This is a genomic window from Olsenella sp. An270 (assembly GCF_002159735.1).
Lineage (GTDB): Bacteria > Actinomycetota > Coriobacteriia > Coriobacteriales > Atopobiaceae > Thermophilibacter.
The window spans coordinates 331,808-353,684 of record NZ_NFJF01000002.1 but is presented as its reverse complement, the minus strand read 5'-3'; the positions used below and the strand labels follow the sequence as shown (position 1 = coordinate 353,684).

16 protein-coding genes are annotated in these 21,877 nt (G+C 69.3%); 1 reads left to right on the top strand and 15 read right to left on the bottom strand.

The genetic code is table 11. The annotated features are described in order from the left end of the window. Positions 1-114 precede the first annotated feature (114 nt). Positions 115-303, bottom strand: a complete 189-nt coding sequence (gene rpmB / locus B5F73_RS03925) for a 50S ribosomal protein L28 (protein ID WP_075576473.1) — start codon at positions 301-303, stop codon at positions 115-117. A 147-nt stretch (positions 304-450) separates the two neighbouring features. Further along, positions 451-1,800 carry a thiamine diphosphokinase gene (locus tag B5F73_RS03920; RefSeq protein WP_158094758.1) on the bottom strand — a complete coding sequence of 450 codons (1,350 nt, stop codon included), beginning with the start codon at positions 1,798-1,800 and terminating at the stop codon, positions 451-453. A 174-nt stretch (positions 1,801-1,974) separates the two neighbouring features. On the opposite strand from B5F73_RS03920, the gene B5F73_RS03915 reads away from it, so the two are divergent. Then, positions 1,975-2,205, top strand: coding sequence for an FmdB family zinc ribbon protein (locus B5F73_RS03915; protein ID WP_087226706.1), 231 nt, complete (start codon positions 1,975-1,977; stop codon positions 2,203-2,205). Positions 2,206-2,337: 132 nt separating this feature from the next. Here B5F73_RS03915 and B5F73_RS03910 read toward each other — a convergent pair whose 3' ends face one another. The 13 genes from B5F73_RS03910 to B5F73_RS03850 all read right to left on the bottom strand — a co-directional run bounded on the left by B5F73_RS03910 (position 2,338) and on the right by B5F73_RS03850 (position 21,868). Then, positions 2,338-3,396, bottom strand: a complete 1,059-nt coding sequence (locus tag B5F73_RS03910) for a hypothetical protein (RefSeq protein ID WP_087226703.1) — start codon at positions 3,394-3,396, stop codon at positions 2,338-2,340. A 310-nt stretch (positions 3,397-3,706) separates the two neighbouring features. Beyond that, entirely contained in the window at positions 3,707-5,566 is a 1,860-nt protein-coding gene (locus tag B5F73_RS03905; RefSeq protein ID WP_087226701.1) for an ABC transporter ATP-binding protein, read from the bottom strand. Continuing rightward, on the bottom strand, positions 5,559-7,346 hold the full coding sequence (locus B5F73_RS03900; protein ID WP_087226698.1) for an ABC transporter ATP-binding protein: 1,788 nt from the start codon (positions 7,344-7,346) through the stop codon (positions 5,559-5,561). The genes B5F73_RS03905 and B5F73_RS03900 overlap by 8 nt, the downstream gene beginning before the upstream one ends. Continuing rightward, positions 7,343-7,810 (bottom strand): MarR family transcriptional regulator, encoded by a 468-nt coding sequence (locus B5F73_RS03895; RefSeq protein ID WP_087226695.1) that lies wholly within the window; start codon positions 7,808-7,810, stop codon positions 7,343-7,345. Before B5F73_RS03895 ends, B5F73_RS03900 begins: the two co-directional genes overlap by 4 nt. 236 nt (positions 7,811-8,046) lie before the next feature. After that, positions 8,047-8,250, bottom strand: a complete 204-nt coding sequence (locus B5F73_RS03890; RefSeq protein WP_072371401.1) for a cold-shock protein — start codon at positions 8,248-8,250, stop codon at positions 8,047-8,049. Positions 8,251-8,420: 170 nt separating this feature from the next. Continuing rightward, positions 8,421-9,728 carry a hypothetical protein gene (locus tag B5F73_RS03885; protein WP_087226692.1) on the bottom strand — a complete coding sequence of 436 codons (1,308 nt, stop codon included), beginning with the start codon at positions 9,726-9,728 and terminating at the stop codon, positions 8,421-8,423. Between the two features lie 9 nt (positions 9,729-9,737). After that, positions 9,738-11,978 carry a glucosaminidase domain-containing protein gene (locus B5F73_RS03880; RefSeq protein ID WP_087226689.1) on the bottom strand — a complete coding sequence of 747 codons (2,241 nt, stop codon included), beginning with the start codon at positions 11,976-11,978 and terminating at the stop codon, positions 9,738-9,740. Between the two features lie 142 nt (positions 11,979-12,120). After that, positions 12,121-13,221 carry a glucosaminidase domain-containing protein gene (locus B5F73_RS09430; protein WP_087226686.1) on the bottom strand — a complete coding sequence of 367 codons (1,101 nt, stop codon included), beginning with the start codon at positions 13,219-13,221 and terminating at the stop codon, positions 12,121-12,123. Between the two features lie 24 nt (positions 13,222-13,245). Then, positions 13,246-14,904, bottom strand: a complete 1,659-nt coding sequence (locus B5F73_RS03870) for an N-acetylmuramoyl-L-alanine amidase (RefSeq protein ID WP_143803123.1) — start codon at positions 14,902-14,904, stop codon at positions 13,246-13,248. 176 nt (positions 14,905-15,080) lie between these two features. Beyond that, positions 15,081-17,003 (bottom strand): DUF4012 domain-containing protein, encoded by a 1,923-nt coding sequence (locus B5F73_RS03865; RefSeq protein ID WP_087226683.1) that lies wholly within the window; start codon positions 17,001-17,003, stop codon positions 15,081-15,083. Positions 17,004-17,261: 258 nt separating this feature from the next. Then, positions 17,262-19,670: a glycosyltransferase family 2 protein gene (locus B5F73_RS03860; RefSeq protein WP_087226680.1), complete on the bottom strand. Its 2,409-nt coding sequence runs from the start codon at positions 19,668-19,670 to the stop codon at positions 17,262-17,264. 3 nt (positions 19,671-19,673) lie between these two features. Further along, entirely contained in the window at positions 19,674-20,720 is a 1,047-nt protein-coding gene (locus B5F73_RS03855; protein ID WP_158094757.1) for a glycosyltransferase, read from the bottom strand. After that, a complete protein-coding gene (locus B5F73_RS03850; protein WP_087226674.1) occupies positions 20,717-21,868 on the bottom strand; it encodes a glycosyltransferase family 2 protein in 1,152 nt (383 codons plus the stop codon). The genes B5F73_RS03855 and B5F73_RS03850 overlap by 4 nt, the downstream gene beginning before the upstream one ends. Positions 21,869-21,877 lie beyond the last annotated feature (9 nt).

Sequence of the window (21,877 nt, the reverse complement as noted above, 5' to 3'; positions counted from 1 at the left end):
TGTCTCAATGCGTCGATTATAGCGCAGGCAGGCCGAGCGCGACGCGCGGCCGCGGCGCCACAGAAAAAGGGGGCCGTCCGAGGACGACCCCCTGCGCGTGCGATGTCGCGGCGACTAGCTGCGGGCGATCTTGCCCGACTTGAGGCAGCGGGAGCACACGTTGGCCTTGCGACGGTGACCGTCGACGACCACGGTGACGCGCTGGATGTTGGGCTTGAACGTGCGGTTCACCACGCGGTGGGAGTGGCTGATGGAACGACCGGCAACGGCATGCTTGCCGCAGAACTCACAGACCTTGGACATGCTTACCTCCTCGGGGGCGCGGCGCTCTTCTCGCGCCCGCTTTTACACAGCTCGCCAACTATAGCACACGGCCGCCCGTCTGCAACGCAAAACCTCAAGCATTTGTGGCGTTTGTGTCGGCGGGGACAACCTGTGGGGGCGACGGGGCTACGCCCCGAGCAGAAACGCGGCCACGGCGCCGGAGCGGCAGGCGACGCGCGCGTCGGCGGAGGTGACGACGTTGGAGACGCCGAGGTCGCCGAGAAGCTCCATCGGCTTGTCGGAGAGCTCCCAGCGCATGCCCGTCTCGTCCACGCGCGTGTCCGGGGCGACGGCGACGGCCGAGAACGTGCGGCCCACGGCGTCCGGCCCGAGCTCCCAGCTGGACTCCCCCGCCGCCGAGACGACGCGCATCTCGAAGCCGTCCTCGACGAGGCGCGCCGAAGCGAGGTCGGGCGCGGTGAGCTGGCCCACGACGGCGAGCGCGTGGTCGGGCCGGCCGCCCGAGGCGCACGTGAGCGTCACGGCGAGCGGGGCCTCCCGGCGGGCGGCCTCGTGCCGCGCGCAGTCGATCGCGAGGGCGAGGTCGGTCGCGTACTTCTCGGACGGAAAGTCCACGCAGGCTCGGGCCGCGGCGCGGGCCCAGTCGGCTGCCTCGGCGGAGGCGGAGTCGCCGTCGCCGCAGAACAGGTCGGGGGCCACGCCGGCCGCGCGGCAGGCGTCGGCGCCGCCGTCGGCCACGACGACGTAGTCGGCCTCGTCGGCGAGGCGCGTGAGCAGCGAGGGCGAGCTCGGCTCCGGCGAGCCGGCAACCAGAAGCGCCCTCATCGGCGCGCCGTGCGGCGGCACGGGCCGCTCGTAGTCGCGCAGCAGCGGCAGCGAGAGCTCGGCGTAGCCGTGGACGTAGATGTCGCAGTAGGGTCGCACGTCCTCCTCGCGGCGGCCGTCGTGGTCGTTCATGAGGCCGACCACGGCAAAGCCGGCGCGCCGCGACGTCTGCACGCCAAAGGGCGCGTCCTCGAAGACCCACGTGGTCTCGCGCGGCGTGCCCAGGCGGCGCTGCGCCTCCAGGTAGACGTCGGGGAACTCCTTGTCGCGCCCGCCCACGTCCTCGGTGCTCACGAGGTCGCGGAAGTAGCCGTCGAGGCCGTGCGCCTCGAGCGCGCAGCGCAGCTCGCGCACCGGCGTCGAGGAGGCGATGATCATCGGGACGCCCGCCGCGGCCAGCTCGGCGACGAACTCGCGCGCGCCGGGGAAGATCTCCACCTCGTTTCTGTAGGCGTCGCGGACGTGGGCGCAGAGCTGCTCGTAGAGCTCCTCGGCCGTGGCCTCGCAGCCCAGCTCGTCGTGCATGTAGGCGCACATGTCCCAGATGGAGAGCGCCTCGAGCGCCACGAGGTCGACCGCGTCGGCGTCAAGGCCGTTGGCCTCGAAGAGCCAGCGGTTCGCGCCGCGCCACATGGTCATAGAGTCGACGAGCGTGCCGTCGCAGTCAAAGATCGCGCCCGAGATCTCCATCGGTCCCCCGTCCCGTGCGAGCGCGTGGCGCCCACGCACTTGCACACACATTCGTGTACGTGTCGAACATCTATCATGATAAACGCATCGAGCGAGAAAAACCTCGTGTTCGCCGACGCGCGCGTTGGGTAAAGTATCTTGCGTTTGGACTATTCAGGCTTTTCGGAGGGTACCATGGCACGCTACGACTATCACTGCCCCGACTGCGGGATCACGTTCGAGGTGGAGCACCCGATGAGCGCCCACCCCACGGTGAGCTGCCCCAGCTGCGGCCGCGAGGCGGAGCGCGTGTTCGACCCGTCCGGCATCGTCTTCAAGGGCTCGGGCTTCTACAACACCGACCAGCGCGGCAAGGGCGCCTCGCCCAAGAGCGAGAAGTGCGAGTCCTGCGGCGCCTGCGACTAGGCGTCCTTCTCGCCCGCGCGTTCTTCTCGGGCCAACATCGCCCAAACAGAGAATCGGCACAGAATCAGCCTCTCAGACGGCTCGTTCTGTGCCGATTCTCTGTTTGGGCGATGTTGGCAAGCGAGAAGAACCTCATGCGCGGGCCGTCGCGCGGACGATGCGCAGCCGACCCTCCGCGTAGTCGAGGCGGGAGCTTCGCGTGACGATCGTCGGGGCCTCGGTCGGCCAGGTGTCCGAGCCGCGCGGCACGCCGAAGCGCTCGAGCAGCGGGCCCAGCCGCGCCGGGTCGCGCGCGTCATCGTACGAGAAGCGCACGATCGCGGGACGCAGCGCCGTGAGGTGCGACTCCCGCAGCCGCTCGTCCTGCATGACGCGCAGCGCGTCGCGCCCGCCCATGAGATCGGGGCGGCTCGTCTTCTGGCGCCCGTCCAGCTCGCCGATGACGAGTCGGCCGTCCTCCGTGAGCCACAGGAAGTCCACGCGGAACCACTTCCCGGGCTCCACCGGGTCCTCGATCCAGACCTGCAGCTCCGGCTTCGCAAAGCCGAGCTGGAACATGGTGGCACGCGCGATTGACTCGCCGCCGCTCTCGGCGCGCGCGTCCGCGAGCACGGCCGCCCCGAGCGCCCTGCGGACGCCGGGACGGCCCCGGTACTCCTCGGCGAGAAATCCGGCCAGCCCGCGGGCCGAGAGGCGACCCACCTTCAGTGCCGCGTCGGCTATGGCGAGCGCGTCGGGGAGCTCGAACGACGCCAGGCAGTCAAAGACCGTGCGCCAGAACGGAACCAGCGGCAGGCCCCCGCACATCTCGACGGCGTCGTCGGCGATGTGATGGCGGACGATGCCCCCGGTCGCCTGATGCACGGCACCCGGCGGAGCCGCCACGGAGACCTCGTCGAGCAGCTCCCGCGTGACGGGCAGGCCGTACGCGACCGCCGCCGACGCGCCGCAGAAGCGCCACGTGGGACGGAGCGTCGCGACCGCTCTCATGAGGTGCATCATCTTGTCCGGCGGCTCGAGCCGCTCCCATACCTCACCTCGGACGAAGATGCCGCGGATGGGCTCTGTGACCTCACCCGCCCTGCGTCGCATGGCGGCGCGCGTCGCACGATCTCCCGGCACGCAGCAGGAGCCCCGACGTTCCGCGTCGCTCAGCAGCTCCTCGATTCTTCTTTCGACCGTCAGGCTCATGGCTCACCCCCTCGGCGTCATTCTCGCACGTCGATTGGATGAATAATGGCTTGCTTCAATCTATCTTCATAGGATTTTATGCAGCTATCTGCAAGATTGGCGTCTGCGGCGACAGGCGGTCATCGTCGGCCATGCCAATCTCCCCGAGACAGAGAAACGACACAAAACCAGCCTCTTGGAGGGCCGATTCTGTGCCGTTTCTCTGTTTGGGCGCGGTTGGCCGAGAAGGACAGCGCGGGCGAGAAGGGCAGCGCGGGCGAGAAGGACAGCGCGGGCGAGAAGGGCGGCGCGGGCGAGAAGGGCGGCGGCGCTACGCGAACTGGCTGCGGTAGAGCTCGGCATAGGCGCCGCCGGCGGCGAGCAGCTCCTCGTGCGTGCCCTGCTCGATGATGTTGCCCGCCTCCATCACGAGGATGAGGTCGGCGTCGACGATCGTGGAGAGGCGGTGCGCGATCACGAAGCTCGTGCGGTTCTCCATGATGGCCTCCATCGCCCGAACGATGGCCTGCTCGGTGCGGGTGTCCACGCTCGAGGTCGCCTCGTCGAGGATGAGGATCGCCGGGTCGGTGAGCATGGCACGCGCGATGGTGAGCAGCTGGCGCTGGCCCTGGGAGATGTTCTCGGCGTCGTTGGAGAGCAGCGTGTCGTAGCCGTGCGGGAGCGTGCGCACGAAGAAGTCCACGTGCGCGGCGCGGGCCGCGGCCTCGACCTCCTCGCGGGTGGCCCCGGGCTTGCCGTAGGCGATGTTCTCGGCGATGGTCCCCTCGAAGAGCCATGCGTCCTGCAGCACCATGCCAAACTGGCGACGCAGCTCCGCGCGCGTGAGCTCGCGCGTGTCCACGCCGTCGAGCGTGATCCGCCCGCCGTCCACCTCGTAGAAGCGCATCAGCAGGTTGATCAGCGTGGTCTTGCCGGCGCCCGTGGCACCCACGATGGCGACCTTCTGCCCGGGCTCGGCCGTAAGCGACACGTCACGCATGAGCGGGCGGTCCGGCGCGTAGCCAAAGCGCACATGCTCGAAGGCAACGCGGCCCTCGACGACCTCCGGGAGCTCGGTCGGGACCGCCGGGTCGGGCACGACCTCCGCCTCGTCGAGCAGGCGGAACACGCGCTCGGCGGCGGCCAGCGCGCCCTGCAGCATGTTCACCGTGAGCGAGAGCTGCGTGAACGGCTCGGACGCCTGCATGACGTACTGGAAGAACGCCTGGAACACGCCAACCGAGATCTGCCCCATGACGAGCATGCCGCCGGCGAGAAGACCCACGGTCACCTGGCAGAGGCGCATCAGGAAGCGGATGGCCGGCGCGATCGCGTTGGTCACGAAGTCGGCGGCGCCGCTCGTCTCGGCGAGGCGCTCGGCGGCCTCGGCCACGTCGGCCAGGCTCGCCTCCTCGCGGCCGAACGCCTTGATGACGGCGCGCCCGGAGTAGGCCTCCTCGACGCGCCCGGTGAGCTCGCCGAGGGCGGCCTGACGCGCCGCGGCGGCCTTCAGGGTGGCCGTGGTCACGATCTTGGTCGCCACGGTCGCGACCAGGGCGAACGTCACGAAGACGCCGGTGAGCATGAGGTCGTAGGTGGACATCATGACGATGGCGCCGCCCACCATGGTGACGGCGATCAGCAGCTGGAGCAGGCCGCGCTGCAGCACCTCAGAGACCTTGTCGAGGTCGTTGGTGGCGCGGCTGATGGTGTCGCCAGGCTGGTGCGCGTCGTAGTAGGAGAGCGGCAGGCGCGCGCACTTCTCGGCTATGCGGCGGCGCAGGCCGAGGTTGAGCCGCTCGGCAAAGCTCGCCATGACGAGCACCTGCACCGTGTAGAAGAGCCAGGCGGCCGTCCAGATGCCCAGGAAGACGAGGATCCGCTCGCCGCCGTTGCCGATGGCCGCGACGAAGCTCTCCCCCTCCGCGAAGGCCGCCTGGATGTTGGTCCACAGCAGGTCGATCAGGTGTGCGCTGTAGGCCGTGGCGCCGAGCGAGCCGCACACGTAGAGCACGGAGCAGACGGCGGCAACGACGAGCCTCCAGCGCTGGCCTGCGGCGGCCTCCCAGAGGCGACGGGCCGTGCCGAGGGCGTCGGTCGGCACCTCCAGCTCCTCCTCGGCGGACGCCGCGGCGCAGCCGCGCTCGAGCTCGGCGGCCTGGTCGAGCTCGCGGTCCTTCTCGCTACTCATTGGCGGCACCTCCCCTCGTCTGGGAATCGGCGATCTCTCGGTAGGTGGGGCAGCTCTCCATGAGCTCGTCGTGGCGGCCCAGGCCCACGACCTCGCCGTCCTTCAGGACCACAATCTGGTCGGCGTCGTGGATGGTGCTCACGCGCTGGGCGATGATCAGCGTGGCGGCGTCCGTGAGCTCGCCGGCGAGCGCGCGGCGCAGGGCGGCGTCGGTCTTGTAGTCGAGCGCGGAGAACGAGTCGTCAAAGACGTAGAGGTCGGCGTCGCGCACGAGGGCGCGGGCGATGGCAAGGCGCTGGCGCTGGCCGCCCGAGAAGTTGGTGCCGCCCTGGGCCACGCGCGTCCCGAGCGCGTCGGGCAGCTGCCGCACGAAGCCGCCCTGGGCGACGTCGAGGGCGTGCCAGAGGCGCTCGTCGGGGGCGTCGGCGTCGCCGTGGCGCAGGTTCTCGGCGATGGTGCCCGAGAAGAGCCACGCCTTCTGCGGCACGTACGCGATCCGGGCGCGCAGGTCGGCCTGGGTGAGGCGACGCACGTCGACGCCGCCGAAGCTGAGGCTGCCGCCCGTGGCGTCGTTGAAGCGCAGCAGCATGCGCGCGATCGTGGACTTGCCGGAGCCCGTGTTGCCTATGATCGCGGTCACCTCGCCGCGACGCAGGGAGAACGTGAGGTCGTGCAGGGTGTCCTCGTCGGCGTCCGAGAAGCGCATGCTCACGTGGTCGAAGCGCGCGACCTCGGCGCCCTTCACGCCCGCGGGCAGCGCCGCGGCGGCCGGGTCGTCGGCGATCTCCGGCTCCACGCCCAGCACCTCGGCCGCACGGGTGAGGCAGGCCAGGGCGCGCGGCACCTGGAGGATCGCGAACTGCGCCATCATGAGGAACATCATGATGAGCATCGCGTACTCCACCAGGGCGGAGATGGAGCCGATCTGCATGGCGTGGGCGCCCACGCGGTCGGCGCCGACCCACATGATGACGGACTCGACGGCGTTCATCAGGAAGAACGTGATGGAGTCGGTCAGGGCGAAGACCACGTTCACGCTAATCGCGTTGGTGGCGAAGTCCGAGAACGTCTCGTCCAGCCGGCCGCGCTCGTGGGCCTCCTTGCCAAAGGCCCGGATCACGCGCACGCCGGTGATCGACTCGCGCAGGCGCGTGTTCATGTTGTCGATGAAGCCCTGCAGGCGCGTGAAGATGGGCGCCGACTTGGCCACGGCCGCCACGCAGATGGCGACCACGGCGAGCGTCACGACGAGCAGCACCCAGCCCATCACCACGTCGGTGGAGAAGGCCAGCGCCACCGCGATCACGCAGGCGATGGGCACGGGGAAGATCATGAGGATCGACATGAGCAGCGTCTGCTGGACGACGTTGGCGTCGGAGAGCGTGCGCGTGATCATGGAGCCCGTGCCAAAGGCGTTGAAGTCGGAGGCCGAGAAGGCCAGCGACGCCTCGTAGACGCGCGTGCGCAGGTCGCGGCCGATCTTGGCGCACAGGCGCGAGGTGAGGTAGACCGTCGTGAGGTAGCCGCCGGAGCCCACGAAGGCGGCGATCAGCATGGCGACGCCATGGCCCATGAGCGCGGACATGTCGCGCGTGTTCACGGCCACGTTGACCATGGCGGAGAGCTGCGTGGGGATGAAGAGCATGCCCGTCATGTCGCACAGGGCCGCCACCAGGATGGCGGCGAGCGTGGCCTTGTACGGGGCCATGAGGCTCACGAGGAGCCGCGCGGAGGTGCGCTTGCTGTAGTCGCGGCGCGTCGAGGGGTTCTTCTCGCTCATGCGTCCGCCCTCCCCTCTCTCAGACGCGCGATCTCTGCGTCGATGGCGCTCGCATAGGCGCGCACGAGCCGCAGGAGCTCGGCGCGCTCGGCGGGGGCGAGGCTCGTGAAGGCGCGGTCCTCCGCGGCGATGGCCGGTCGGATGCGCTCGTCGGCGAAGGCCCGGCCGGCGGGCGTGAGCGAGACGAGCTTGGTGCGGCGGTCGTCCTCGGCGGGCGCGAGCGTGACCAGGCCGCGCGCCTCGAGCGTCTTGAGCGCGGAGTTGACCGTCTGCTTGGAGTACGAGAAGTCGCCGGCGATCTGGCGCTGCGTGACGCTGCCGCCGGAGACCTCGAGCGCGTACATGATCCAGTACGCGGTCTCCGACAGACCGCAGTCGCGCGCGAGCTCGTAGTAGAGCTTGTCGCTCTCGCGGTAGAGCACGTCAATCTCTCGCGCGCTCGTGAGCTGGTCGTGCGTGGACACCTCTCCCCCTTCTCCCGGTTGCGAGGTGCCAGATTAGTCCGATTTCGGATGGTTGTCAAGGCGGCGAGAGACAAGCGCGCCGAAACAGAGAATCGGCACAGAATCGGCCTCCAAAATGCGCGATTCTGTGCCGTTTCTCTGTCTCGGCGAAGGTGGCACGGGCGAGAAGGACGCAGCCACGCAAAAGGGGCCCGGACCTGAGTCCGAGCCCCTCCAAGTCGCCTTGTTCGCAGAGCCTAGAGCTTGCGGACGTTGGAAGCCTGGAGCTTGCCGTTCTGGCCGGTGGTGATGTCGAACTCGACGGCCTGGCCCTCGTCCAGCGTCTTGAAGCCGTCCATCTGAATCTCGGAGTAGTGGACGAACAGGTCGTCGCCGTCCTCACGAGAGATGAAGCCGTAGCCCTTGTCCGGGTTGAACCACTTGACAGTACCCTGTGCCATGTCGTGCCTTTCTTTCATACGCCCCGCGGGGCAAAAGCTGCGCTTGCGCGCGATACCCGTGGCGATTGCCACGAGGGATATGTTACCCCGAAACGTCTCGCTCAGACGCGACAATCCGCTGGGGGGCGATTCGGCGCCGGTGGGGCGAGAAGGACGAGCGTCGAGGACGATCAGCCGAGCTCGCCGACGTGGAACACCGCGGCGTTCTGCCCGTCGCACTCGGGCACGATCACGGCGTTGCTGTCGCTCGCGATCAGCGGCCGCGAATAGCCGACGGAGGAGCCCAGGTCCAGCATCGTGCCGTCGGCGAAGCCGAAGGCGTACATCCCCGGGTTGTCCAGCTCGGAGCCGGCGCCCCAGACGACCCAGCCCTCGTTCACGGACGCGATGACCCTCGAGGCGGGCGTCCGGACCCACGCCAGGCAGGACTCGAAGCCCTCGTCCCAAATCCCGATGTAGCTTCCCTGGGAGGAGTCGGTGGAGGAGAAGCTCACCACGCGGCGGCCGTCGCTCGCCCAGACCCCCGAGATACCCCAGGAACCGTCGTCGGACGTCACGGAGAAGACGCTCTCCGAATCGCCGCCGTCCCACTGCTCGAGCGAGCCGAAGAGCGTGCCGTCACCCGCCTGGACCTGCGCAGAGGCCCACAGAGCCCCGCCCTCGATCGCCGCGGGGTAGTTGCCGGTGCCGATGACCTCGCCCTTCTGCTCGGCCTTCGACAGGTCGAACGCGAGCACGGCGGGAGACCAGGAGTCGCCCTCCGCGAGGCACGACGAGAAGAACGCGTGCGTCTCGTTGCAGGTGGGGACGACCTCCCCGCCGACGGCGGGGGTGTCGGGCGTTCCGTTGAGCAGCTCGGCGCTCCCGAGGACGACCGTCTCACCGGAGGCGGCGTCCCAGGTCTGGACACGCCAGTTGTCCGAGGTCGAGGCGGGAAGGAGCGTGAGCTCGGACGAGCGCCACACCAGGCGCTCCGCGGTCCCCGTCCCGTCCTGCGGCTCGAAGTAGGCCTCGTCCGTCTGCCGGTCCTCGAGGTAGGTCACCCCGTCCGGCGAGATGAGCGCGGCGCGGTAGCTCGAGATGTCGTCGGGCGTGTCGGTCGCGGAACCGAACACGGTCCGCCCGTCGAGCGGATACGAGCCGATCTGGGCGTAGTCGCCGCCGAACGTCCACTCCCCCGCCAGCTCCGCGGGCCGGGCCGCGTCGGCGGCCTCCACGAGGGGAGCGTCCGCGGTCACGCCGTCGAGCGAGAAGGGCAGGTCCGCGGCGGGCTGCTCGGTGGGGACGTCGTCAGTCTCGGGCTCCGGTACCGCGTCGTCCGGCTCCTCGACCGGCGCCTCCTCTCCCTGCTGGCCGCCGTGCAGGGCGAGAAGGGCGCCGACGCCGACGCACGCCAGCGCGAGCACGGCGACCAGGACCGCAATCAGGGCACGCCGGTGCCGCGCGGTCCCCTCGTCATCGGTGAAGTGCCTGGGCATGCGCGCCTCCTAACGGGCGTAGTGAAGGCCGATGTGCTCGCGGTCGAAGAAGACTTCCTTCTGCATGAACTGGGTCACGAGATAGTTGAGGTTGACGCTGAACTTCTGCGCCGAGGCGCCCCAGATCGTGCCCGCGCCGGGATCGACAATCGTCGCCGTGTCGCTGCTCAGGTTGTAGGCGTCGACGACCATGATGTGGGAGAAGGTGCTGTTGCTGTGCCCGTTGAGGTGCGGGCCGCCGCGACGCTCCTGCGTGTCGACCGCTGAGGCGTAGCCGTTGTTGTAGGAGTCCAGAATCGCAGCGCGCACCGTCGAGTAGGACGGGGTGTGGACCGTCGTGTAGACGCTCTTGCCGAGCCAGTTGTTCATGCCGTTGGCGAAGGCGCGGTTGGCGAAGCTGGTGCCGCTCGTCGTGGTGCCCATGTAGCTCGCGACGTTGCCCATCGTGAGCGGCGTCCCGCTCGCGGAGGTGTTGGCCCCGACGTTGCGCAGGATCATGTAGCCGGAGGCGGGGCCGCACCAGTAGCCGTTGGGCTGGCCGGCCCAGGCGACGTTGTGGTACTGCCACGAGCCCTGGAGGGTCGAGCAGCCCGTCCCGGCGCGCCCCTCGGACTTGCCGTACTGGATGTAGTGCCGGCAGATCGCCAGCATGTTCGTGCCGTACGCCCGGCGCACGTCCTCGTACTGGTTGTAGTACGACTGGACCGAGAAGGTCGCGCAGGCCTGGCGCCGCTCCCTGACGCCCAGCGTCAGGAAGTGGTTGAGCGTCGCCGCCCTGTCGTCCCCGAAGGCGGCGGCGATGTCGGGGTACTTGGTACGGTAGAACTCGTAGTTGTACACGGCGCTGTAGGACTTCTCGGAGCTCGTCACGAACGTGGGCGCGTAGGCGTCGAGAATCTTCACGATCTTGGAGGCGTATCCCGAGTCGCCGGACCAGACCCCGGAGCCCAAGAGCTCGACGTAGGCGGCGCTGCCCTTGGGCACGGCGTCGTAGCCCGCGTCGACGCAGGCGTTCTTGAGCGGTGCGTCCGTGGCGTAGGCCTTGAGGTGCTGCACCTGGGCGCGCAGCCCCATCCTCACCGCGTCGGAGCCGTAGGAGGAGAAGTCCGTTCCCCGTGCGTTGTCGCCCGTAACACCCAGGCTCGCGAAGTTGCACTGCGCGGCGCTCACCCGACCGCCAAACCTGAGGTTATTGGTCTCGACCATGGCCTGGGCAAACACGACGGCGGGGTTGACGCCCTCCGCCTTCGCCTCCTCCTCGAGGATGCGGCAGAAGTCATCGATGCTGCCGGCACCGTACGCCGAGTAGACGTCGGAGGGGTAGGAGCGGCCCATCGCCTTGAAGTAGGCGGCCATCGTGGAGGCGCTCGCCGTGGAGTCGCCCACGATGGGGGTGCGCGTGAGCAGACCGTGGGCGGGATCGTCGCCGGCCGACCCGCTGCCGTACCAGCCGATGCCCTCGTCGCGCCAGCCCGCCTTGACGAGGCTGTCGCGCTCGTAGGTGCTCGCCGTGAAGTTGTGGGCGCCCGCGCGGGCGTTGGGGTTGTACTGGCGCAGCAGCGGCACGGTCTTGGCGTCGTCCGAGTACCAGCCGATTCCCTCGTCGCGCCAGCCCACGGACTTGAGGTGGTCGCGCTCGTAGGCGCTCGTGGTGTAGTGGTGGTCCCCGGCGTTGGGGTTGTAGAGGCGGTAGACCGGGGTGCTCGACGTGGCCGGGGCCATCCAGCCCACGCCCTCGTAGCGCCAGCCGGCCGAGACCAGGCTCCGGGCCTCGTAGTTGCTCGCGGTGTAGAAGTGCTCGCCGCTGTTGGGGTTGTAGAGGCGGTACATCGGCTTCATGGACGTGGCGGCGCGAGGCTCGGGGTCCGCGGAGAGCGTCGACACCTCGGCGGGGGCCTCCTCCGGCTCGCCCGTCTCGTCGTCGGAGCCCTCCGTCGGGTCGCCCGTCTCGTCGGCGGGCGCTTCTCCCTCCTCATCCCCTTCGCCGGTCTCGGCGCCCTGCCCCTGGGAGCCGGAGTCGTCGGCGGAGTCCCCCTCCTCCTGATCGGCGCCGGAGTCGGGGACCTCGTCGGTCTGAGGGGGATCGTCGTCGGTGACGACGTCCTGCGACGGGGTATCCGCGACCTCGACGACCGCCTCCTCGGACTCGGCCTCGGGCTCCGTCGCCTCGGCGCTGACGCCGAGGGGGGCGAGCGCGGCGGCGAGGACGAGAGAAAGACAGACGGCCACGACAGCGATGCGGTTTCTCATGCTCTTCCCATCTATCAATTGGCAAACCGTTTGACTGTACCACGAGAGTCGTCGTCGTGTCGCCGAGAAGAGCGCCCTCCTCACAATCACAGGGGGCGCGCCCGGTTCCGGACGCGCCCCCGATTGATCGATGAGATCGCAGCTAGGCGACCTTCTCCATGATGGTGACGAGCGCCTTCCCGTAGCCGTCCCCGGGGACCGCCCACCTGCCGGCGAGAAGCTCGACGTACGGAGCGACGCCACGAGGGACCAGGCCGAAGCGCGGGTCGACGCACTCGTTGTTGAGCGGGCCCTTGGTCGCGTACGCCTTGAGGTGCTGCACCTGCGCGCGCAGGCCGATGCGGACGCTGTCGGACTCCTCGTAGCCGTGCTCCTCGGCGACCTGCCTGAAGTCGGCCCCGGCCGCGCCGCCGTTGGTGGCGCCGAGACCGCCGAAGTTGCACTGCTCGGCGCTCACCTGACCGCCGAACTGCAGGTTGCCGGTCTCGTGCATCGCCTGGGCGAAGAGCACCTCCGCGTTGATCCCCTCGGCGTTCGCCTCCTCGACCAGGATGGTGCAGAACGCGCGGATGTCTGCCGCGCCGTAGCGCGCGTACACGTCGGAGGGATAGGTCTTACCGGTGCGGTTGTAGTAGGCGACCATCTGGTCGACCGTCGCGGTGGACTTCCCCATGATGGGCGTGCGCGTGAGGACGCCCTTGTAGGGGTCCTCCTCGCCCGTGCCGCAGCCGTACCAGCCGATTCCCTCGTCGCGCCAGCCCGCCTTGACGAGGCTGTCCCTCTCGAACTCGCTCGTGGTGAAGTTGTGGGCGCCCGCGGCCGCGTTGGGGTTGTACTGGCGCAGCAGCGCCACGGTCTTGGCGTCGTCGGAGTACCAGCCGATTCCCTCGTCGCGCCAGCCCACGGACTTGAGGTGGTCGCGCTCGGCGACCGAGGTGGTGTAGTGGTGGTCTCCGGCGTTGGGGTTGTAGAGGCGGTAGACCGGGGTGCTCGACGTGGTCGGGGCCATCCAGCCCACGCCCTCGTAGTCCCAGCCCTCGTCGACGAGGAACTCCGCCTCGTAGTTGTTAGCGGTGTAGAAGTGCTCGCCGCTGTTGGGGTTGTAGAGACGGTACATCGCAGCCTGCCCCGTGCCCTCGGTGGCCTCCTCGGCGACGGCGCAGACGGGCGAGGCCGTCACGGCGACGGAGAACGCGAGCAGGGCGGAGAGCGCGAGGCTGCGCAGTCGGTGGGAGCGCGTCATATACGGTTCCAATCTGTCGTCGTGCTACGAGAGGGCGTACCAGCCGATGCCCTCGTCGCGCCAGCCCGCCTTGATCAGGCTGTCGCGCTCGTAGGTACTCGTGGTGTAGTTGTGCGTGCCGGACCGCGCGTTGGGGTTGTACTGACGGTAGAGGGGGACGGACTTCGCGTCGTCGGAGTACCAGCCGACGCCCTCGTAGCGCCAGCCGGCCTTGACCAGGCTGTCGCGCTCGTAGTCGCTCGTGGTGTAGTGGTGGTCCCCGGCGTTGGGGTTGTAGAGGCGGTAGACCGGGGTGTTCGAGCTCGTCGGGGCCGTCCAGCCCACGCCCTCGTAGTTCCAGCCCGCCGCGATCAGGTTGTCCCGCTCGCCGGAGCTCGCGGTGTAGAAGTGCTCGCCGCTGTTGGGGTTGTAGAGGCGGTACATCGTGCCGTCGGAGGCCCCGGCCTTGGAGAGGCCGAAGTAGTTGGCGATGCCCGCAGCGTCCGCCACGCCGAGCCGCCTGAGCTTCTCGGGCGAGTTCAGGAAGTTGGCGGCGTCGCTCCTGTTGTCGATGAAGGCGTGCTCCACGATGATGGCGGGCAGGTTCTCCTGGCGCGCGTAGCGGATGATGCCGTAGTAGTCGCCATCGCTGCCGTCCGCATAGGCATAGTCGTCGTCGCCGTTGATGACCCTGATCTTGGTCCCGCGGTTGTAGAGGCCGAGGGCCTCCAGCTGGACGACGATCTTGTCGGCGAGGGCCTTGCCGACGGCGTGCGTGGAGTTGTTGTAGCTCCCGTTGTAGGGGTAGTAGACCTCCGCGCCATAGGCGCTGCCGTTGCCGGTCGAGTTGATGTGCAGGCTCACCAGCACGTCGGCACCGCCGCTCTTTGCCCTGCTCACGCGGGTCTTGAGCTCGGTCCTGCCCGTGCCGATGCTCTCGCTCGGCGTCACCGTGAAGAAGGATGAGACGCCCTCGTAGGTGTCGAGCTCCGAGCGGCAGTACTGGGCGATCTTCCAGGTGATCTCCTCCTCGCGCAGGCCGTTGCCGGAGGCTCCGGAGCTGGCGCCCACGTGGCCGGGGTCGAGCGCCACCACGACGCCCGTGCCCCGCGCCTGGGGCTCGGCGTCCACGGAGGAGACGGCCACGGCCGCGGCGTCCTCAATCGATGCGGCGCTCACCAGCTCGCCCTCGGAGTCGGAGCCGTACACCTCGAACGCGACGTCCTCATCGGCGCCGTCCGCGTTCAGCAGCATGGGCGCGGCGGAGGCGGCGCTCACCTCGAAGGAGCGGACGGAGGCGTCGGCGTCGGAGAAGTCCACGACGAGGGAGCCGGAGGCGTCCGTGAGGGAGAGCGTCTGGACGTAGTAGGTGCCCTCGCCGTCAACGTTGAGCGAGAAGAGCAGCGTGTTGTCGACCGTCTTGGAGAGTGCGACGTCACGCTGTGCCCCCGTGTCGACGTTGAGCAGGGAGAGCGTCGCGGCGCTGAAGCCGGAGCGGTCCCTCAGGGCGGCGACGACGTGCTGCTCCTCACCAAAGCCGAGCGAGGCGCTGTCGATGTAGAGGTAGTCGACGACGTCGGCGGACAGGACGCTCCCAGGCTCCTCCGCGCCGGCGGGGGTGGCGCCCGCAAGGGCGACGGCGCCGGCGGCGAGGGTGGAGCAGGCCAGGGCGTCGCGACGGGTGATGGTTCGGGACTTGGTCATCGACTATCCTCCAGTGGCTCGGTGATGTCTCGATTCGGGACCGTGGACTGACCATATCGTGCGTAACGTTACCTCAGGCGAGGTCGCCGAGGTAGGAGTAAACCGAATTCTCACATACCAAAAGGAGGGCCGCGCCAGGGCGGCCCTCCTCGGGTCGAAGCGAAGCCGGCGGGACGCTACTGCTGCGCGCCGGGCTCCTGGACGCTCATCAGGGACTCCTGGCCGAGCGGCGTCGTGCGGACGGAGAGCGGCTCGGTGGCGCCCGCCGGGACGGTCACCTGATAGGTGATCGTCACCGTCTCCCCAGCCCGGGCGTGGACGAAGGAGTTGATCACCTGGCGCCCGTAGACGGTGCAGTCGATCGGCGACATGCCGTCGACAATGCCGCCCTCGCTCACGGCGTAGTTGGAGATGCTGCCGCCCGCCGGGGCGTAGACGTAGAGGTAGACGAGCATGTCGGTGACGTCGCGCTTCTGCGGGTTGTAGCCGGAGATGTAGCGCGGCACGCTCTGCGCCTCCTCGGGCGTGATGGTGTTGGAGAGCGTGGTGGTGACGTCATAGGTGGTCGTGCCGTCGGCGTTGGTCACGCCCTCCCCCACGACCGTGCTCGTCGAGGCGTACCAGCTGATCTTGCTGACGGTGCTGTCGTTGAGGTAGACGCCGAGCTCGGGCGTCGCGGGGTCGTCCTCGAGCGCGCCCGAGAGCCCCAGCTGGTCCATGAGGGCCTCCTCGTCCTCGTTGGCCATCCACACGAGGAGTCGGCCGTCCTCGCCGGACGCCTGGATGACGTCGAGCAGCGCGGTCATGTCGACGCCGCCGAGGTTGTTCATGACGTGGTCGAACGCCTGCGCGGCGACGCTGGCGAAGAACGCGTCCTGGGCGTCGCCGTCGTCGCCGATCGCCTTGTAGGCGCCGTTGAGCAGAATGCTCGCCGCGTTGGACCCGTCCACGACGGTGCCGTCGGCCACGGTGAAGCCGCCGGTGAGGGCAAGCAGACGCTGCAGGAAGACCGGGTCGATCGCGATGACGCCGTCGACCGAGCCGTTGCCGACCTGCTCCCAGTACTCACGCGCGAGGGTACCCACGCGGGTGAAGTCGGGGGTGAAGTTCATCTGCGCGGGATCGGTGTGGATGGTCGCGCAGACGTAGCTGATCTCCTCGTCGGTGGCGGAGGCGCGCAGGCCGTCCTTGTGCAGGACCGTGTGGAAGTCCCCGCCCATGGAGATGGCGCCGTCGGTCACGGTGATGGTGCCCCAGGAGCCGGGGAGGCCTCCCGTGGAGCGGAGCTCGGCGTTGTTCTGGGCCACGATGAGGTAGGTGCGCGTCTGGCCGTCCGCCCCGAGCATCTGGGGCAGCAGGTCGATCATGGGCTTGACCTGCTCGATGACGCCGCCCGCCTCGGACACGGGCCCCTGCACGCGGTCGAGGACCTCCCTCAGCTGGGGGATGTGGGCCTCGGGAAGCGCGGAGATGGCGTCCACGGAGGACTGGATGACCGGCAGCGCGTCTCCCAGCGAGCCGGAGACCTCCTGGATGAGCTCGACGTTGACGACGCCGTCCTGGAAGAGCGACGAGAGCTGCACGCCCGCGAGGTCGTCGGTGATCGGGACGAGCGCCTCGTTGACGAGGTCGGAGGCGACGGTCCCCAGGGTCTGGACCGACCTCACGTCCTCGCCGATGACGGGGATGAAGGATGCGACGGTCCACAGCGGGGCGCTCACCTCGCGCTGGATGGTGTCGGTCTCGGAGACGATGGTGCTCACGGCGTTGCTGAGCGCCGCCTCGTCGCCCGACTTGAGGCTCTCCTTGAGCGGGTCGACCTGGTCCATGATGGTCGCGGCGCTCGCCTTCACCGTCATGGCGGAGCGGTACAGCATGAAGCCGACCGTCCCGCCCACGACGAGCAGCAGGGCGACGACCGCGCAGACGACGATGGCGACGACGCGGCCGCGGCGCGGGGAGCCCGGGCGTCCGCCTCTGCGCACGGTGGCGTATGCCGCGGCGTTGTCCCTCGAGTAGGGGGATGAGCCGGTCGCGGCGCGCTGGATGGTCGGGACGCTCTTGGGGGTCTTGTCGCCGGAGGAGAAGTGAGAGGCCATGAAGGAAACCTATCGACGTGGTCCTGTTTGCAGTCCAAGAAGACATCGTAGCGCAGGAGCGCGCCGTTCATATCTTTCACAACTGCCGGGAGCGGGGTTCTTCTCGCCCGCCTTCGCACGCCCGTTCACCGAGGCGGAGGAACTGCACAGAATCGCGCCTCGGGGAGCCTGATTCTGTGCGATTCCTCCGCTTCGATGCGAGGCCGTGCCAAGGCGCCGCCTCGACGAAGGGTGGGCGAGAAGGGCCGGCGAGAAGGTCTACAGCCCGTAGTAGAAGCTGTCGCGGTCGAGGTTGGGGTTGGTGTAGGGGTCGCCGTCGCGGAAGACCCGCGGCCAGCGCTCGGCGAAGCGCGCCCGCTCGCGCTCCCAGCGGACCATCTTCTCCGGGTCGCCCTCCTCACGGCCGCGCGAGACGAACTCGTAGTGGTGGAGCTCGGCGTAGGGCGTGAACGTGACGAGATAGCCCGCCTCGCGCACCCTGAAGCAGAAGTCGACGTCGTTGAAGCCCACGGCGAACGACTCGTCGTAGCCGCCCACCTCGTCGAAGACGGAGCGGCGCACCATCTGGCAGGCCCCGGTCACGGCCGAGAAGTTCCCCGGGCGCACCGCGCGCGCCAGATAGCCCTCGCGCGACGGCGGGAAGTCCTGGTTGGGGTGGGACACGGCCCCGTAGGGCCCGACGAGCATGCCCGCGTGCTGGGTGAGGCCGTCTCGGAAGTAGAGCTTGGCGCCGACGACGCCCACCTCCGGCCGCTGGAGGTAACCGAGCATCTCCTCCACGAAGTCGGGCGAGATGACCTCGGTGTCGTTGTTGAGCAGCAGGAGGTACTCGCCCCGCGCCGCGGCCGCGCCCACGTTCACGAGGCGCGCGTAGTTGAAGCCGTCCGCAACCTCCTCCGTGGCGTCGACCACGGAGAACGCACCCGGATGGGCGGCCTCGAGCTCGCGGTAGAGCGCCCGGGTCCCCTCCTCGCGGCTGCCGTTCTCCACCACGAGCACCTCGAGCCGGTCGTAGGTAGAGCGCGCGAAGACGGACTCCACGCAGGTGCGCAGCACGTCGGCGTGGTCGCGCGAGGGGATGACGACGCTCACGAGCGGGTGCGGGTCGGGCAGCCGGTAGCGCACGCGGTAGACGAAGGGGTGCGCCGCCTCCTCGACCGAGCACGCGACGCCGCGGGCGGCCATGTGACGCTCGAGCGCGAGCCGCCCCGCCTCGACGGCGTAGGGCTTGCTCGCCGCGTTGTCCCCGCTCGTGGACCCGGCGTGCTCGCGCCAGTGGTAGAGCACGCGGGGGACGTGGGAGAAGCGCGCGCCCGCGGCGAGCGCGCGCAGCACGAGGTCGTAGTCCTGCGCGCCCGAGACATCCTCCGGTGAGGGGCCGATCCGCTCGAGCAGGGCGCGGCGCACGCACAGGAGGTGAGTCACGCAGTTGTGGCTGTAGAGCAGGTCGACGTTGAGGCTCGTCGTCTTGAAGACGGGCTGGTGCCACGCGTCCCTTCGCTCGAAGAGGTCCTCGTCGCAGTAGAGCACGTCGGGCTGCTCGTCCGAGGAGGCCGCGCGGGCGTACCAGAAGAGCGCGTCGGGCTCGAGCAGGTCGTCGTGGTCGAGGAAGGCCACGTAGTCGCCCTGCGCGAGCGCGATCCCGGCATTGGTGTTGCCCACGATCCCGGCGTTCGCCTCGAGGGCCACGCGGCGCACGCGCGCGTCGCAGGACCCATCCGCGACCGAGCGGACCGTCCGGCGCTCCGGAGACGCGTCGACCAGCAGGAGCTCCCAGCGCCCGTAGCTCTGCGCGCGCACGGAGTCCACGAGCTCGCGCAGGTACGTCTCGTCGGACTCGAAGCACGGCACGACGATGCTGAAGAGCGGCCCGTCCACGGGGGCCGCGGCGCGCTGCGCGTCGAGCTGGCCGGGCGTGGCCCGGTGCTCGGCGAACCAGCTGCGGTAGCGCCCGTCGTCGGCCCGGGCGTCTCGCTGGTGACGCCACGTCTCGTACTCCTTGTCACGGTGGAGCCGCTCGTCGAGCGAGCAGAACCCGTCGGCCGCGACGCCGGCCTCGTCGTGGGCGAGAAGGACGAACGAGCGGCAGCCCTCGGGCACGGCGACCGAGAAGACCTGGTGGTTGAGCGTCCCTCCCCATGGCGCGGACACACCCGTCTGACGCTCGAAGGGCCAGACCTCGGCGGGAAGCGGGAAGCCATGCTCGTCGAGGAGGGCGAGACGGGGGTCCGTCGCCTCGTCCCCCGCCCAGGTGACGCTCACGCGCCACACGTCGCGGCCGTCGCCGCGCAGATAGCGGTCGAGCGAGGGCCTGAGGCGCCCCCGCACCCAGCCCCGCTCGGTCCCGCGCAGCGCGACGGGCACGTCGGGGTGGAGCCGATACGTCAGGCTGGAGCGCCAGCGCTCCGCGGGGCAGCTCAGGGCGAGGCCCGCCTCTCCCCCGTTGTCCCGGAGCCGCACGTCGATCGTGGAGGGGGCGAGATAGGGGGCGACCAGCACGACGAGCCCCGACGCCGGGTCGGGGGCGTAGGGGTAGAGCTCGACGGGGACGTCGCGCCCCTCGACCGTGGCGGACGGTACGATCGAGCCGACCGGCGTCCCGCCGACGTCCAGGAGCACGTAGAGCCTGCCGTCGGCGCGACACGCCGCCACCCTCCGCGCGCGCACCGCCTACTCCTTGCCCGTGACCAGGCGGCGCAGCAGCGCCTTCCTGCCGTGCTGCTGACCGTAGTACTGAAGGACGAGGCGCCGGCGGCCGGACGGCGTGATGCTCATCCGGTAGCACGCCTCGAGCGCCATGCGCCTCGTCGCGGGGGCGAGCTCCATCCGCTCGACCTCCCCCACGCTCCAGTAGCGCCCCATGAGCTCGCGCAGGGGGACGGCCACCGAGCGGTAGTCCTCCTCGCTGAGCTTGATGGCGTCATAGAGCGCGAAGTCGAGGCAGAACGCGACCATGTCGGCGCCGTGCTCCGCGAGAAAGCCCGCCTCGTCCCAGTCGCGCAGGATCGCGTCGAGGATCTTCACGTGCTCGCGCATCTTGACGCCAAAGTCGTCGCGCACGGCGCTCATGAGCGAGCCCTCGCGCACCACGCGATAGTCGTAGAGCTTCTCGGAGCTCAGCACGGTCCTCGCGGCGCGCGGGTAGATGGCGAAGTCGAAGACCTGGTCCTCGCCGAAGCGGAGCCCCTCCTCGAACCAGATGCCCTTCTCGACGAGAAACGCGGTGCGGCAGGCCGTGCGCCATGCGAAGGGCCGGGAGGCCTCCTTGAGGAGGATGTCCATGGTGAAGCGGTCGAAGACGGCGTCGCGCGGGCTCAGCGCGCCGATCAGCCAGGGGTAGCCCGCCTCCTCGGGGTAGCACGTCGCGCCGAAGGTGAGGACGTCGGCACCCGTCTCGTCGAGCAGCGCCACGATCCTCTCGCACGCCGTGGGGTGGAAGCGGTCGTCGGAGTCGAGGAAGCAGACGTAGTCGGTCCTCGCGGCGCGGATGCCGGCGTTCCTTGCCGAGGAGAGGCCGCCGTTGGGCTTGTCGACCACGCGGATGCGAGGGTCCCTCGCCTCCCAGGCAGCGAGCCTCTCGCGCGTGTCGTCGGTGGAGCCGTCGTTCACGCAGACGACGTCGAAGTCGGCGAGCGTCTGAGCCTCGAGGGAGCCGAGGCTCCAGTCCAGGTAGTCGCCCACGTTGTAGCAGGGCACCACCACTGTGAGCCGGCTCACTCCGCACCACCCGCCTCGTTGGTGCGTCGCACGGAGTGGCGGAAGGTCTTGTAGGCGATGACCTTCAGGACCAGCGGGATGCCCCCGAGGTCGAGGTAGTGCCTGAAGGTGTTGAGCTTGCCGGGGGCCGTGTAGATGCAGCGGGTCGCCGAGAACGCGGCGGGATCGGCGACGAGGGCACGCAGGTCGGCCTCCGACCAGGGCTCGAAGAGCGAGACGTCCACCTTTCCGGCGGCGAGGTCGTCGGCGAACTCGCGGGCGGCGCGCTCGACGAACTCGGCGCGCAGATCCTCGCTCAGCCGGTCGTAGTTCCACATGTAGCTGTCGAACTTCATGCGCTCCAGGATGGCGGTGAGGCGCGCGCGGTCGGTGCCGTGGTCGGCGAGAAACGCCTCCATGGCGGCGTACTCGTCGCAGACGCAGTAGACCTTGGCGGGCGAGTTGACCGAGGACTTCTCGTTGTCCTGGCGGTACGACAGGATCTGGTCGGCGAGGAAGGTCACCGAGCCCGCACAGACGAGGACCTTGAAGTTGAAGCCGGCGTCCTGGTAGGACGCGCCGGGGGTCTCCAGGAAGCGGATGCCGTTGTCCTCGAGCAGCGATCGGCGGTACAGCGCGGACCAGATGGACGGCTTGCGGAAGAAGACCGCGACGTCGTCGAGGGGCCTGAGGGTCCTGCCCGCCTGCTGCTCGTCGACGATGCGGAAGGGCTCCCTGCGTTCGGTCGGCGTGGACCAGTAGAGCCAGAAGTCGGCCTTGACCACGTCGGAGCCGCTCTTCTCCGCCGCGGACACGAGCTTTTCCAGGGCGTCGGGCTCATAGAAGTCGTCTGACTCCAGAATCGCCAGGTAGGTGCCGCGGGCGGCGTCCAGGCCGAGGTTCATCGAGGCGCCGTAGCCCGAGTTGGGCTTGTCGATCACGCGAAAGCGCGGGTCCGACTGGAGGTAGCGCTCGATGATGGCGCGCGACCCGTCCGTGGAGCCGTCGTTGATGCAGATGGCCTCGAAGTCACCGAAGGTCTGGGAGGCGAGCGAGGCGAGACACTCGTCGAGGTAGCGCTCGACGTTGCAGATGGGCACGAGAACCGAGACGAGCGGCGCGCCCGTCCGGGGCTCGGAGATGCTCACGCTGGTGGGTGCTGTGGTCACGCTGGTCCT